This window comes from Nocardia nova NBRC 15556 (genome assembly GCF_001613005.1).
GTDB lineage: Bacteria > Actinomycetota > Actinomycetes > Mycobacteriales > Mycobacteriaceae > Nocardia > Nocardia nova.
The window spans coordinates 1-12,619 of sequence record NZ_BDBN01000146.1 but is presented as its reverse complement, the minus strand read 5'-3'; the positions used below and the strand labels follow the sequence as shown (position 1 = coordinate 12,619).

The 12,619-nt window shown below is 68.2% G+C and carries 12 protein-coding genes and 1 pseudogene; 10 read left to right on the top strand and 3 right to left on the bottom strand.

Going from position 1 to position 12,619, the window contains the following annotated elements; all coding sequences use genetic code 11:
• The 6 genes and pseudogenes from NN2_RS38280 to NN2_RS34485 all read left to right on the top strand — a co-directional run.
• Positions 1-543, top strand: a pseudogene (locus NN2_RS38280) (sensor histidine kinase); the annotation flags it as partial.
• Positions 540-953, top strand: a complete 414-nt coding sequence (locus NN2_RS34505) for a roadblock/LC7 domain-containing protein (protein ID WP_011207200.1) — start codon at positions 540-542, stop codon at positions 951-953. The pseudogene NN2_RS38280 and the gene NN2_RS34505, both read left to right, overlap by 4 nt.
• A 7-nt stretch (positions 954-960) precedes the next feature.
• Positions 961-1,335, top strand: a complete 375-nt coding sequence (locus tag NN2_RS34500; RefSeq protein WP_025347064.1) for a DUF742 domain-containing protein — start codon at positions 961-963, stop codon at positions 1,333-1,335.
• A complete protein-coding gene (locus tag NN2_RS34495; RefSeq protein ID WP_174553921.1) occupies positions 1,316-1,918 on the top strand; it encodes a GTP-binding protein in 603 nt (200 codons plus the stop codon). Before NN2_RS34500 ends, NN2_RS34495 begins: the two co-directional genes overlap by 20 nt.
• 93 nt (positions 1,919-2,011) lie before the next feature.
• The gene (locus NN2_RS34490; RefSeq protein WP_063019357.1) at positions 2,012-3,577 is read left to right on the top strand and encodes a carboxyl transferase domain-containing protein; all 1,566 of its coding nucleotides are present in this window, start codon (positions 2,012-2,014) and stop codon (positions 3,575-3,577) included.
• Positions 3,578-3,834: 257 nt separating this feature from the next.
• A complete protein-coding gene (locus NN2_RS34485; RefSeq protein ID WP_030513297.1) occupies positions 3,835-4,689 on the top strand; it encodes an aldo/keto reductase in 855 nt (284 codons plus the stop codon).
• 15 nt (positions 4,690-4,704) lie between these two features.
• Here the strand turns inward: NN2_RS34485 and NN2_RS34480 are convergent, their stop codons facing one another.
• Positions 4,705-5,928, bottom strand: a complete 1,224-nt coding sequence (locus NN2_RS34480; protein WP_063019355.1) for an NAD(P)-binding domain-containing protein — start codon at positions 5,926-5,928, stop codon at positions 4,705-4,707.
• Between the two features lie 79 nt (positions 5,929-6,007).
• Between NN2_RS34480 and NN2_RS34475 the strand changes: the two genes are divergently transcribed.
• The 4 genes from NN2_RS34475 to NN2_RS34460 all read left to right on the top strand — a co-directional run bounded on the left by NN2_RS34475 (position 6,008) and on the right by NN2_RS34460 (position 10,695).
• Positions 6,008-6,733, top strand: coding sequence for an enoyl-CoA hydratase (locus NN2_RS34475; RefSeq protein WP_063019353.1), 726 nt, complete (start codon positions 6,008-6,010; stop codon positions 6,731-6,733).
• Positions 6,733-7,884 (top strand): MBL fold metallo-hydrolase, encoded by a 1,152-nt coding sequence (locus NN2_RS34470; RefSeq protein WP_063019351.1) that lies wholly within the window; start codon positions 6,733-6,735, stop codon positions 7,882-7,884. The genes NN2_RS34475 and NN2_RS34470 overlap by 1 nt, the downstream gene beginning before the upstream one ends.
• Positions 7,885-7,916: 32 nt before the next feature.
• Positions 7,917-8,201: an antitoxin gene (locus NN2_RS35865; RefSeq protein ID WP_030513301.1), complete on the top strand. Its 285-nt coding sequence runs from the start codon at positions 7,917-7,919 to the stop codon at positions 8,199-8,201.
• A gap of 109 nt (positions 8,202-8,310) precedes the next feature.
• Positions 8,311-10,695: an ATP-dependent DNA ligase gene (locus tag NN2_RS34460; RefSeq protein WP_063019349.1), complete on the top strand. Its 2,385-nt coding sequence runs from the start codon at positions 8,311-8,313 to the stop codon at positions 10,693-10,695.
• A 134-nt stretch (positions 10,696-10,829) separates the two neighbouring features.
• On the opposite strand, the gene NN2_RS34455 is transcribed toward NN2_RS34460, so the two are convergent.
• Together NN2_RS34455 and NN2_RS34450 are read right to left on the bottom strand one after the other, a co-directional pair.
• Positions 10,830-11,498, bottom strand: a complete 669-nt coding sequence (locus NN2_RS34455; protein WP_227463040.1) for a DUF8020 domain-containing protein — start codon at positions 11,496-11,498, stop codon at positions 10,830-10,832.
• Between the two features lie 225 nt (positions 11,499-11,723).
• Positions 11,724-12,461, bottom strand: coding sequence for an energy-coupling factor transporter transmembrane component T family protein (locus tag NN2_RS34450; RefSeq protein ID WP_030513304.1), 738 nt, complete (start codon positions 12,459-12,461; stop codon positions 11,724-11,726).
• Positions 12,462-12,619 lie beyond the last annotated feature (158 nt).

The window sequence follows — 12,619 nt, the reverse complement described above, 5'->3', positions numbered from 1 at the left end:
CCGCCGCGGCCGGAACCCACCCCGGGCCTGAGCCTGCCCGGACGTCATGCGCCGCAGCGGGACAGCTCCGCCGCGGACGCGAATGCGGAATCCGGTGAAGGTCGCGAACGCGGCCGCCACAGCTACCGGTCGAATCCGCAGAAGACGGCATCGTTCTTCCAGACCCGGCTGCAACCCGCAGCCGACCCCGGTCCGTCGGAAGGGGGAAGTCCGATCTTCGCCGAGATGATGTCGGCGTGGCTCGCGGACCCCAACCCGGACCGGTCCCAAGTCGCCGCCTCCTTCGAATCCCCAGGTGACGAAGGTTGGCAGGCTGCCCGACGAGCGGTGGAAACCTCGTCGGAGAAGCGGACGGCAGCCGGATTGCCGCAGCGTGATCCCGGCAATCGGCTGGTACCCGGTGGTGTCATCGGGCGCGCCGACCGGGCGCCGAGCCGCGACCCAGAGTCGATCAGGTCAAGTCTGAGTCGTCACCAGCAGGGCGTCCGGGATGGCCGCGCAATGGGAGCAATGAACCTAACCGGAGATAAAGGAGACCGATGAACCCCGATCTAGGTGGTACGAACCGTCAGCTGGATTGGCTGGTTTCGAACTTCGCCAACGAGGTCCCGGGCGTCGCTCATGCCGTGCTGGTTTCGGCGGACGGCCTGTTGATGGCCGCGAGCGCTCAATTGCCCGTCGACCGAGCCGAACAGCTGTCCGCCGTGACCGCAGGTTTGGCCAGCCTCTCTGTCGGCGTTTCGAACCTGTTCGAAGGCGGCACGGTACTGCAGTCCGTGGTCGAGATGGAACACGGTTACCTACTGCTCATGGCAGTCGGTGACGGGTCCTATCTGGCCGTGCTGACGAACACGTCCTGCGATATCGGCCAGGTGGGCTACGAGATGGCTCTGCTGGTCGAGCGGGTGGGCCAGACAGTCCAGGCCACACCTCGCGTCACGATGGGTTCCTGATGGTGGGATGGACATAGACAACCAGCACGTGGGGAGCGCCGAGCCCAGCCTCGTCCGTCCGTACTCGCTGACCGCCGGTCGTACGCGGCCGACGGTGGAGTTGGCATTGGAGGCGCTCGTCGCATCGCATCCGGTCGCCCTGGAGCGGCAGTTCGAACTGACCAACATCGAGACGTCAATCGTGGAGTTGTGCAGAGAATCGCCATCTGTCGCGGAACTGGCTGCCCGACTGGGTATTCCGATCGGGGTGGCTCGAGTGCTCGTCGCCGACCTCATCGAGGCGGGACATGTTCGAGTTTCGGCGACTTTGAAAGACGATTCGAGCGACGATGAACGTCGCGAGCTGATCGAAAGGGTTCTCAGTGGACTCCGGCGTATTTGATTCGACGGCCCAGGTCGATACCCGCAACGCCAAGCCGACCTCCGCGAAGATCGTGGTGGCCGGTGGCTTCGGTGTGGGTAAGACGACCTTGGTCGGTGCTGTATCGGAGATCGTTCCGCTGCGCACCGAGGCCTTGGTGACCAACGCCAGTGTGGGCGTTGACAGCCTGACCGCCGTGCCGACGAAGGCCACCACCACGGTGGCCATGGACTTCGGCAGGATCAGCCTCGCCGACGATTTGGTGCTTTATCTGTTCGGCACACCCGGCCAGTACCGCTTCTGGTTCATGTGGGACGACCTGATTCGCGGCGCCATCGGGGCGGTAGTGCTGATCGACACCAGACGGCTGGAGGATTCCTTCGCCGCCGTCGACTACTTCGAGGCTCGTGGGCTGCCGTTCCTGGTGGCCATCAACGAGTTCGACGACGCACCGCGGTACCCCCTGGAGGACATCCGCCAGGCGCTGGCCGTCCCGGCGGACGTGCCGATCATGTCGATCGACGCGCGCCGCCGCGAGCCGGTGAAGCAGGCGCTGGTCTCGGTCACCGAGTACGCGCTGCGCAAAGTGGTTCAGGGTTACTGATACGCCGACGACCGGCCGCACGACGCGGCCGCGTCGGCGCGCGGCGGCACCACGACCGCCGATCGCCCGGTCCGGCGCGGTTACGCTCGGAGCGTGAAGATCTCGGCGCGTGAGTTTTTCGACGGTGTGCTCGATCCCGGTTCGTATCGCAGCTGGGATCGAGAACCGATCGAGGTCGCCACGTCGCCGGCGTATCGCGCGGAACTGACCGCCGCGGGCGAACGCAGCGGCACCGACGAATCGGTGCTGACCGGTGAGGGACGGTTGCGCGGGCGGCGCGTCGCGGTGATCGCGTGTGAATTCGGCTTTCTGGCCGGATCGATCGGCGTGGCGGCCGCCGAGCGCATCGTCACCGCCGTCGAACGCGCCACCGAGCTGGGGCTGCCCCTGCTCGCCTCGCCCACCTCCGGCGGAACGCGGATGCAGGAGGGCACGGTCGCCTTCGTGCAGATGGTGAAGATCGCCGGCGCGGTGGCCGCCCACAAATCGGCCGGCCACCCCTATCTGGTGTATCTGCGCAATCCCACGATGGGCGGCGTATTCGCGTCCTGGGGTTCGCTGGGGCACATGACCTTCGCCGAACCCGGGGCACTGATCGGATTCCTGGGACCCCGGGTCTACGAGGCCCTGTACGACCGGCCGTTTCCGGAAGGCGTGCAGACCGCCGAGAATCTGTATCGCAACGGGGTCATCGACGGGGTCGTGCCGGTCCGGTTCTTCCGCCGGATCGCGCACCGGGTGTTGAATGTGACGACTCCGGTTGCGGGACAGCCTGATTCGCTATCCATTGCTTCGTCAACGCGGGATTTGCCGGTGGTGCCGCCCGGCGACGGCGGCATTGCCGGAGGTTCGGCCGATACCGCTGATTCACCGGACGCCGACCGAACCACTTCGTCGGCCTGGGAGTCGGTGCTGATCTCCCGCGACCTGCGGCGTCCCGGCATCCGGGAGCTGTTGCGGCAGTCGACCGATCGGGTGCCGTTGAGCGGCACCGGCCAAGGCGAATCCGACCGCACCGTCGTGCACGCCCTGGCCCGGCTGCGCGGCGAACCGTGCGTGATCTTCGGCCACGACCGGGCCGGCCAGACCGGCGAGAACACCATGGGCCCGGCCGCATTGCGCGAGGCCCGCCGCAGTATGCACCTGGCCGCCGAACTCCGCCTCCCGCTGGTCCTGGTCATCGATACCGCGGGCGCCGCGCTGTCCCAGGAGGCCGAGGAGCGTGGCCTCGCACCCGAAATCGCCCGCTGCCTAGCGGATTTGGTCACCCTGGACACGCCGACCGTGTCGATACTGCTGGGCCAGGGCACCGGCGGAGGGGCATTGGCCCTGCTGCCTGCCGACCGTGTCCTCGCCGCGACGCACGCCTGGCTGGCGCCACTCCCGCCGGAAGGCGCCAGCGCCATCGTCTTCCGCGATACGGACCATGCGCCGGAACTGGCCGCCGCCCAACGAGTCGGCGCGGCCGACCTGCGCACCGACGGCGTCGTCGACCGCATCGTCCCGGAGTGCCCCGACGCCGCCCACGAACCGATCGACTTCTCCCGCCGCATGGTCGCCGCCGTCGCCGAGGAACTGGCGAGCCTCCGGACCCGACCGACAGCCGATCTGCGCGCCCTTCGCCGCCGCCGCTACCGTCGGCTGGGCGTTCCCGGGTGAGTGTGCGGTTCCGTGCTCCGGCCGCCTCGTCGTGCGGGTCCACCCGTCCCCCCGATTCCGAGGAACGCGACCGCAGTACGCGCACACCGGCATCCACCACGATCGGTTGCGAGTGCGCGTCGCGTTCGAGATCGACCTCCACCTCGGACGGGCAACCGAGCGCTGAGGTCCGAGGTTCCGCCTGGTAGGCGCACAGGATCCGAACACGCAGGTGCGCGTCGTTGACGGCTCGGCAAACCGCTTCTACGGTCGGAACGGTGACCTTTCGCAGCGAGAGCAGCACAGTACCGTCGGTGATTCTCAACGACGGCCATCTGATTCCGAGGCTGGGCTTCGGGGTTTTCCAGGTGCCGGAGGGACAGACCTTCGACACGGTGACCGCCGCGCTCGAGGCGGGGTATCGCAGCATCGACACCGCGGCGGCCTACGGGAACGAGGCCGAGGTGGGGCGGGCGATCGCCGAATCGGGGCTGGCGCGCGACGAGGTCTTCATCACCACCAAGCTGTGGAATGCCGACCAGGGGTACGACTCGACCCTGCGCGCGTTCGACGCGAGTATGGAGCGGCTGGGGTTCGAGTATCTCGATCTGTATCTCATCCACTGGCCGGTCGCGAGCGCGGATCGTTACGTGGACACGTTCCGTGCCTTCCAGTCGCTGAAGACGCAGGGCCGCATCGGCTCGATCGGTGTCTCCAATTTCCAGCCGGAACACCTGCGACGAGTGATCGGGGAGACCGGTGAGGTGCCGGCGGTGAACCAGGTGGAGCTGCATCCGGCGCTCGCGCAGAACACGCTGCGTGCCTTCCACGCCGAGCACGGCATCGCCACCGAGGCGTGGAGTCCGCTCGGCCAGGGCGCGGAACTTAAGGATCCCACCGTGGGCGCGGTCGCCGAACAGGTCGGCCGCACGCCCGCCCAGGTTCTGATCCGGTGGCACCTGCAGCTGGGCAATATCGTCATTCCGAAGTCGGTGAATCCCGAGCGCATCCGGGAGAACTTCGATGTGTTCACTTTCGAACTCGACGTCGAGCAGATGACCACCCTCAATGCGCTCGACACCGGCAGCCGCGTCGGCCCCGATCCCGACACGTTCGCGATGGGGCTCGACTGACGCGTTGCCGGGCCCCTATCGCAGACCCAGGTAGCTCGTGAGCTCGACCGCTGCGGCGCGCCCTGCCCGATTCGCGCCGATGGTGCTGGCCGACGGCCCGTAACCGATCAAATGGATGCGCGGGTCGGCGGCTACCTGGGTAGCGAGCCGGCCCGCCATCGCGATGCCGCCGCCGGGTCCGCGCAGCCGCAGCGGCGCCAGGTGGTCGAGCGCGCTCCGGAAGCCGGTGGCCCAGAGGATCACGTCGGCGGCCTGAGAGCTGCCGTCGGGCCAGCGCACGCCGTCCGGTTCGATGCGGGCGAACATCGGATGCCAGGTCAGCGCGCCGCGCGCACGGGCGGCGCGAATCCGGTCGTCGACCGGCAGCCCGGTTACCGACACCACCGATCGCGGCGGTAAGCCGCGACGCACCCGGTCCTCGACCATCGCGACCGCCCGGCGGCCCTCGTCGGGACCGAACGGCCCCTCCCGCCAGCGCGGCTCCGTCCGCGACACCCACGTCGTGCCGGTGACCTGGGAAATCTCGTCCAGCAGTTGGACCGCGGAAATTCCCGCGCCGACCACCACGACGTGCTGACCGGCGAACTCCGCCGCGCTGCGGTAGTCATGAGCGTGCAATTGCCGTCCGGCGAAGGTTTCGGCGCCCGGATAGTACGGAATGAACGGTTTTTCCCAGGTGCCGGTCGCATTGATCACTCCGCGGACCCGGAGGGGCCGGTCGCCGGCACCCGGTAACTCGGGCGGTGCGACGACGGAAACCTCTGCGGCCGAGAGGTTTTCGCCGACCACGGTCTCGACGTGCAACAGCCCGTCCACCAACGTCCCCGGACATGTTGCGGTGGTTGCCCGATCACATACCACCCGTACCGACACCGGCCGGCGAACACGGAGGTCGAAACGCTTCTCGTACAGCTCGAAATAGTGCGGCACCGCGGTCGCGGCTGGTACGGAATCCGAGCCGGGCGGCAGAGTTTCGGTGAACGACATCCCCGGCAGGTCGTGCACCCGATTCACGGTGCTCAAAGTCAGTGAGGGCCAGCGGAATTGCCATGCCCCGCCGGGACCGGGGGAGTGGTCGACGATGAGGAAGTCGGTTCCCGGTGTCAATCCGAGCCGCCGCAGGTGATAGCCGACCGACAGTCCGGCCTGGCCGGCGCCGATCACCACAATCTCGAAATCGGGTGCGGTCACCGCCGTCACAGTACGCGTCGGGTGCGCTGCGGTAACTGTCCGCCGCATACAGTGGAGTCGATACCGACCGGCGGGTGCGGTGAGGTGTGCCCCCGGAAGAGAAACCGCGCGAATGGGGAGAGGTCAGATGCTCGCAGTGAGCCGGGATGGTGACGTGGTCACCATCGAATTACAGCGCCCGCAGCGGCGCAACGCCCTCAACAACGAGTTGGTGGCAGCGTTGCGCGAGGCCGTCACGACCGCGGCGGCCGACGCGCGGGTGATCGTGCTGACCGGTCAGGGGCCGATTTTCAGCGCCGGAGCCGATTTGTCCGGCGTCTACTCGTCGGATTTCCTCGACGGACTGCTCGCTCTGTTGCACACCATCGAAACGGTCCCGGTGCCGGTGATCTCCGCCATCAACGGCGGCGCGCTCGGAGCCGGGGTGCAGCTGGCGCTGGCCTCCGACCTGCGGGTGATGAGTCCGGATTCCTATATCGCCATTCCGGCCGCGAAGCTGGGCATCTCGGTGGATCGCTGGACGGTGCGCCGCCTGGTCTCGCTGATCGGTGGCGGCCCGGCGCGGACCGTGCTGATGGGCGCCGAGAGCGTATCCGCTTCCGACGCATACACTTTCGGCTTCGCCAACCGCCTCGGCACGCTGGCCGACGCGCAGGAGTGGGCCAAGTCGATCGCCCAGCTCGCCCCGCTCTCACTGCGCCACCTCAAGCTGGTGTTCAACGACGACGGCACCCGCGGCGAGGACACCCCCGAGCAGCGCGCCGCCTTGGAGGCCGCCTGGCGCAGCGCCGACGCCGAGGAGGCGCGGCTGGCGCGGGAACAGAAGCGCGCGGCGAAGTTCGTGGGGCGCTGATGGCCGGCACCGAGATCGTCGCGGCCGCCCGCAGAGCGGCCCTGGCCGCGGCCGGGCTGGTCGGATTGCGCTGGGTGGCCCGCGCGGCATGGCGGATTCCCGCCGAAATGGGGGCTTCCGCGGCCGCCATCGCACCGCTGGCGACGCGGTCGGCGAGCTACCGCGACCGGCAGTTCCACAACACCGAACCCAGCAGTCAGATCACGCCCGGATCCGGCGCATCCCTGCTGCTGTCGGCGCTGACCCGGCGCGATGTGGGGCGGCCACCGGCGGAAATCCCGCTGGCGAGCACCGAACATCCGGAGCTGGCGGCAGATCTGGCCGTGACCTGGTTCGGCCACGCCACCGCCCTGATCGAGGTCGACGGCTACCGCATCCTCACCGATCCGGTCTGGAGCGAGCGGGTCTCGCCGTCGCCGCTGATCGGGCCGGCCCGGCTGCATCCGGTCCCGGCACCGCTGTCCTCGCTGCCGGCGCTGGACGCGGTGGTCATCTCGCACGATCACTACGACCACCTGGATCGCGAGACCGTGCGCGCGCTGGTGGCCGGTCAGGACGCCCCGTTCGTGGTGCCGATCGGGATCGGCGCCCATCTGCGCAAATGGCAGGTGCCGGAGGCCCGCATCATCGAATTGGATTGGAATACGTCCACTTCCATCACCCGCCCCGGACTGGGTGAGCTCACCGTGACCTGCACCGAGGCGCGGCACTTCTCCGGGCGCGGCCTCACCCGCAACACCACGCTCTGGGCGTCGTGGGTGTTCGCGGGGCCGCGGCGGCGGGCCTACTTCGGCGGTGACAGCGGGTACACGAAGGCGTTCGCCGAAATCGGCGCGACGCACGGTCCGTTCGATCTCACGCTGCTGCCGATCGGTGCCTACGACGTGCATTGGCCCGATGTGCACATGAACCCCGAGGAGGCGGTGCGCGCCCACGCCGACGTGTGTGTCGGGGAGGCCGAATACGGCATGTTGGTGCCGATTCACTGGGCCACGTTCAACCTGGCTTTCCACGGCTGGTCCGAGCCGGTCCACAGACTTGTTGCGGCGGCGCGTGCAGCGGGTACCCGGGTAGCGGTGCCGCTTCCCGGCGGGCGGATCGATACCAATGCGGTATCACCGCAGGTCTCCTGGTGGGAGGATGTGCGCTAGAAACGCAGTCGACGAGTGAAGGAGTGGGCTTCATGAGTTTGATGGATACGCTCAAGGGGTTGGTGGGTAAGGGCCGCGACGTGGCCTCGCAGAACGCGGAGAAGGTCCACGGCGCTGTCGACAAGGCCGGTGGCTTCGTCAAAGAGAAGACCGGTGGCAAGTACTCCGATCACATCGACAAGGGCACCGAGGCCATCAAGAAGAACATCCCCCAGCAGGGCGGCAAGACCCCGCCGCCGGCTCCCGAGCCGCCCGCCGCGCCCCCGCAGACTCCGCCCGCCACCCCGCCGCAGGCGCCGCAGCCGCCGGAGGGCTGAGCACGAGGCGGGATGCCCGGCACCAGCGGGCTCACTCGCCGATCGACGACGGGCACCGGCCGGAGGTTCACTCCTCCGGCGGGGCCCGTTTTCGCTTTACACTGCGACTATGGCGGCGCGCCGCGAGTTCGGGGGCATCGAGGTCGGTCTGACCAACCTCGACAAGGTGCTGTATCCGGCGACGGGTACCACCAAGGGTGAGGTGATCGACTACTACACCGCCATCGCACCGGCTCTGCTGCCGCATATCGCCGACCGTCCGGTGACGCGTAAGCGCTGGCCCAACGGGGTGAGCGAATCCTCGTTCTTCGAAAAGAATCTGGCCTCGCACGCGCCGAAATGGATTCAGCGCCGGCCGATGGATCATTCCGATCGCCGGGTGAACTATCCGGTCATCGACTCGGTGGCCGGGCTGGCGTGGCTCGGACAGCAGGCGTCGCTGGAAATCCATGTGCCGCAATGGCGTTTCGTCGACGGATCGCGCGGTCCGGCCACCCGCATCGTCTTCGATCTCGATCCCGGGCCGGGGGTGGACCTGGCCGATTGCGCGACGGTGGCGTTGTGGATTCGCGATACCGTCCGCGACGCCGGTCTCGATGCCTATCCGGTGACCAGCGGCAGCAAGGGTATTCACATCTATGTGCCGCTGGACCGGGTACTGAGTCCCGGCGGCGCCTCGACGGTCGCGAAACAGTTGGCGACCGGGCTGGAGAAGCTGCATCCGGCGCTGGTCACGGCGGCGATGGCGAAGGCCGTGCGGCCGGGCAAGATCTTCCTGGACTGGAGCCAGAACAACCCGGCGAAGACGACCATCGCGCCGTATTCGCTGCGCGGGCGTGAGCAGCCGACGGTCGCGGCGCCGCGCAGCTGGGACGAGATCGCCGACCGAAAGCGCCTGCGGCAGTTGCGCTTCGACGAGGTACTCGAACGCTGGCGTTCCGACGGGGATCTGCTGGCGGGTTTGGATCCGCCCCTGGGCGCCGGCGCGGCGGATCCGCTGCAGACCTACCGGTCCATGCGCGACCCCGACCGCACGCCGGAACCGGTTCCGCCCGGGCCGCCCGATCCCGGTGCGGGTGATCGCTTCGTGGTGCAGGAGCATCACGCTCGGCGACTGCACTGGGATGTGCGACTCGAACGCGACGGTGTGCTGGTGTCGTGGGCGGTGCCGAAGGGGCCGCCGACCTCGCCGTCACAGAACCGGCTGGCCGTGCACACCGAGGACCATCCGCTGGAATACCTCCATTTCCACGGCACCATCCCGCGCGGTGAATACGGTGCCGGGCAGATGACGATCTGGGACACCGGCACCTACGACACCGAGAAGTGGCGTGCGGACGAGGTGATCGTCCAGTTTCACGGCGAGCGTCTCGACGGCCGCTACGCCTTCATCCGCACCGACGGCGAGCAGTGGTTGATGCACCTGATGAAATCGCAGGTCGCCGAGCCGGAAGAGGAGGCGGAGCAAGGGGATTCGGCCGACGGTCACCGAGGCGACCCGCAAGAGGTTGCCGGACGTAGCGGCGGCTCCGGCGCGGCCGAAAACGGCGTCGCCGAACACGATGTCGCAGCGCGCACCACGAGCCGGACCGAGACGCGGTCGGGCGGAGCCGAGTTCCCGCGCGGTCTGTCGCCGATGCTGGCGACCTCCGGGGAAGTGGCGAAACTCGGCGCCCGGGACTGGGTCTTCGAGACCAAATGGGACGGGTTCCGGGTCATCACGGAAATCGACGACGGCAACGTGGTGATCCGCAGCCGGGCGGGCAATATCGTCACCGACCGCTATCCGCGCATCGCCGAGCTGGGGCGGCAACTGCGGGGGCATCGGATCGTGCTCGACGGGGAGGCGGTCGTCTTCGATGCCGAGGGTTCGTCGAATCTGGCCCTGTTGCAGGCGGATCCGGCCCATGCGGAACTGGTCGCCTTCGACGTGCTGTATCTGGACGGCACCTCGCTGCTGCGTAAGCGCTACGCGGATCGGCGGCAGGTGCTGGAGGCGCTGGCCGAGGGCGTGCCCTCGCTGCTCGTCCCGCCGCGCCTGGAGGGTTCCGGTGCGGACGCCCTGGAATACAGCCGTGAGCATCGGCTCGAGGGAGTCGTCGCCAAACGCAAGGATTCGGTTTATCTGCCCGGCAAGCGCGGCCAATCGTGGATCAAGACCCGCAACTGGCGCACCCAGGAGGTGATCATCGGTGGCTGGCGTCGCAGTGCCGCACGAGAATTCGCCTCCCTGCTGGTCGGCGTCCGCTACGACGGCGAGCTGTATTACATCGGCCGGGTGGGTACCGGCTTCAGCGACCGCGAGATGTCGGGGCTGACCGCGCGCCTGCGGCCCCTCCGCCGCAAGACCAGTCCCTTCGCCAACGAGCTGACCGCCGACGAACGCAAGGATGCCGTCTGGGCGACGCCGAAAATTCCCGGCACGGTGCGGTATATGAACTGGACCGAGTCCGGGCGGCTGTGGCATCCGGCGTGGGTGCCGGACGAGAAGTAGTTCCGTCACAACCGGTTTCGGCCTCCCGAACGGGCCGGCTACTCGCGCGGGCGACCCGTTCTCGTGCCGCGGCCCGACGGCCCGGCGCCACGAGGTGTGGGCGCCGGACCCTTCGGGATGTTCGGTTGGGCGAGTCAGTTCGTGGTGGCGGTGTACCACTTCGTGGTGCCCGCCGGAGCGCTCAGCGTGCTGATGAGATCGATGGCGGCCACGACCAGCGTGGGTCCGCCGACCACCAGCGAGCCGATGATCGCGCCCGCGGTGGCACCCGTGATGAATCCCGGAATCGCCCCGATACCGCCTGCCGCGGCGCCGACGACCAAGCCGATCACTCCGCCGATGGCGGTACCGATGAAGCTGCCGATCGCGGTTCCGAGCCCGAATTGGGTTGCGAACGCGTTCATCGCGCTCTGATTCTCCAGCGGCGAGGCCACCGGGGTCACCGGCGCGGGCCGCGCCGCCGCGGCGTCCTTCACCACGGTCAATTCCAGGACCCGGGCGTCGTCGCGCACCTGGTGGGGCAGGGGGTATTCCACACCGTCCTGCCGCAAGGACAGCGGCAGTGTGACGAGCGCGCGGCCGTCGGCGTCGGTGACGTCGACGGTGCGTCCGTCGGCGTCGACGCGGAAAAAGCCGCCGTCGAGAGTGGTTTCGACGGTATTGCCCGTCAGATGGGTTTCGTAGCGCACCGTGGGTGCGCCGGTATCGGCATGGACGGTACCTGCCCCGAGGGCGACGGCCACTACTGCCGGAAGGGCAAGAGCGGCGAACTTGCGCAGAAACATTCCGGTTCCAATCTCCATCAGGAAGAAATTCGGTAGCCGAAAACGACGCGCGCTGAGAACCCAATACCCCCGACGTATCTCAACCCCTGCGCGTGGAGCCGCGGTCCGGCTAACTCACTGAGGTAACCGTACCTTCACTCGGTCACAAAATGGGGTGAATTCGATCCCCTGACTTCGGGTTTCGCAAAGTGGAATAAGTTTGCCCGTTTCGACATGAGATCGCTGAAAATTTGCTTCGGCGAGTTACAGAAACACGCCGATCGCCGCCGCGCCGCCGCACACCACCACCGACAGGACGAGAGCGAGGTAGTCGGCCCGGCGGGGTCCGGCCGGATGCGCGGTCAATTCACCTGTCCCGCCGCGTGCCGTGATGGCCTCGCCCAACTCCCCGGCGCGACGGGTGGCGACGGCCATGGCCGCGGTGAGAATGTCCACGAGCGGATTCGCGGCGCCGCGCGCCATCGACCCGTCCTTCGGACGCAGCCGGCGGGCGGCGCGCAACACCCGGATCTCGTCCATCAGCAGTGGCAGTCCGCGCAGGGTCAGCGCCACGACGACCGCCCATTCGTCCACCGGAATCCGCAGAACTCGCAGCGGCGCACCGAGTTTGGCCAGGGCGGGAGCGATCTCGCTCATCGGGGTCGTCCAGGCGATCAGGAACGAGGTGGTCAGCAACACCAGCCCGAACAGCGTGACCTGGACATACCGCAGTACGGCGGCACCACCGGTCGGGATGGTGATCAGCCCGCCGAGCACGATCAGTGCCCAGAACCACCACGGCAGCCGCGGCAGCGTGCCCAGCGGCAGCCGGGCGATCAGGCCGATCGCGATCAGGAAGGCGACCACCACGCCCAGGACCGGCCACGCGGGCTGCAACATCAGCAGCACACTGATGAAGAAGGCGACGATCATCTTGGTCCCGGCCCACAGCCGATGGATCGGGCTGTCGACTGGAACTTCGCGCAGCAGCACCATACTCATCGCGCACCTCCGAGGGCGTCGCCGTGCCGGCCGCGGCTGCGGCGCTGTGTGCCCCGGGCTCGATCGGTCTCGGGCCGGCCGCCGTCCGTCGCGCCGTTCGTCCCGGGCTGCATCGGTTCGGACCGCGGGCCCGCGATCCCCGTTTCCCCGCGCCCGTC

Excerpts from the sequence above, each read along its gene's own strand:
- NN2_RS34505 (WP_011207200.1), top strand. The coding sequence starts at position 540 with ATGAACCCCGATCTAGGTGGTACGAACCGTCAGCTGGATTGGCTGGTT.
- NN2_RS34500 (WP_025347064.1), top strand. The coding sequence starts at position 961 with ATGGACATAGACAACCAGCACGTGGGGAGCGCCGAGCCCAGCCTCGTC.
- NN2_RS34480 (WP_063019355.1), bottom strand. The coding sequence starts at position 5,928 with ATGCGGCGGACAGTTACCGCAGCGCACCCGACGCGTACTGTGACGGCG.
- NN2_RS34475 (WP_063019353.1), top strand. The coding sequence starts at position 6,008 with ATGCTCGCAGTGAGCCGGGATGGTGACGTGGTCACCATCGAATTACAG.
- NN2_RS34470 (WP_063019351.1), top strand. The coding sequence starts at position 6,733 with ATGGCCGGCACCGAGATCGTCGCGGCCGCCCGCAGAGCGGCCCTGGCC.
- NN2_RS35865 (WP_030513301.1), top strand. The coding sequence starts at position 7,917 with ATGAGTTTGATGGATACGCTCAAGGGGTTGGTGGGTAAGGGCCGCGAC.
- NN2_RS34460 (WP_063019349.1), top strand. The coding sequence starts at position 8,311 with ATGGCGGCGCGCCGCGAGTTCGGGGGCATCGAGGTCGGTCTGACCAAC.
- NN2_RS34455 (WP_227463040.1), bottom strand. The coding sequence starts at position 11,498 with ATGGAGATTGGAACCGGAATGTTTCTGCGCAAGTTCGCCGCTCTTGCC.
- NN2_RS34450 (WP_030513304.1), bottom strand. The coding sequence starts at position 12,461 with ATGAGTATGGTGCTGCTGCGCGAAGTTCCAGTCGACAGCCCGATCCAT.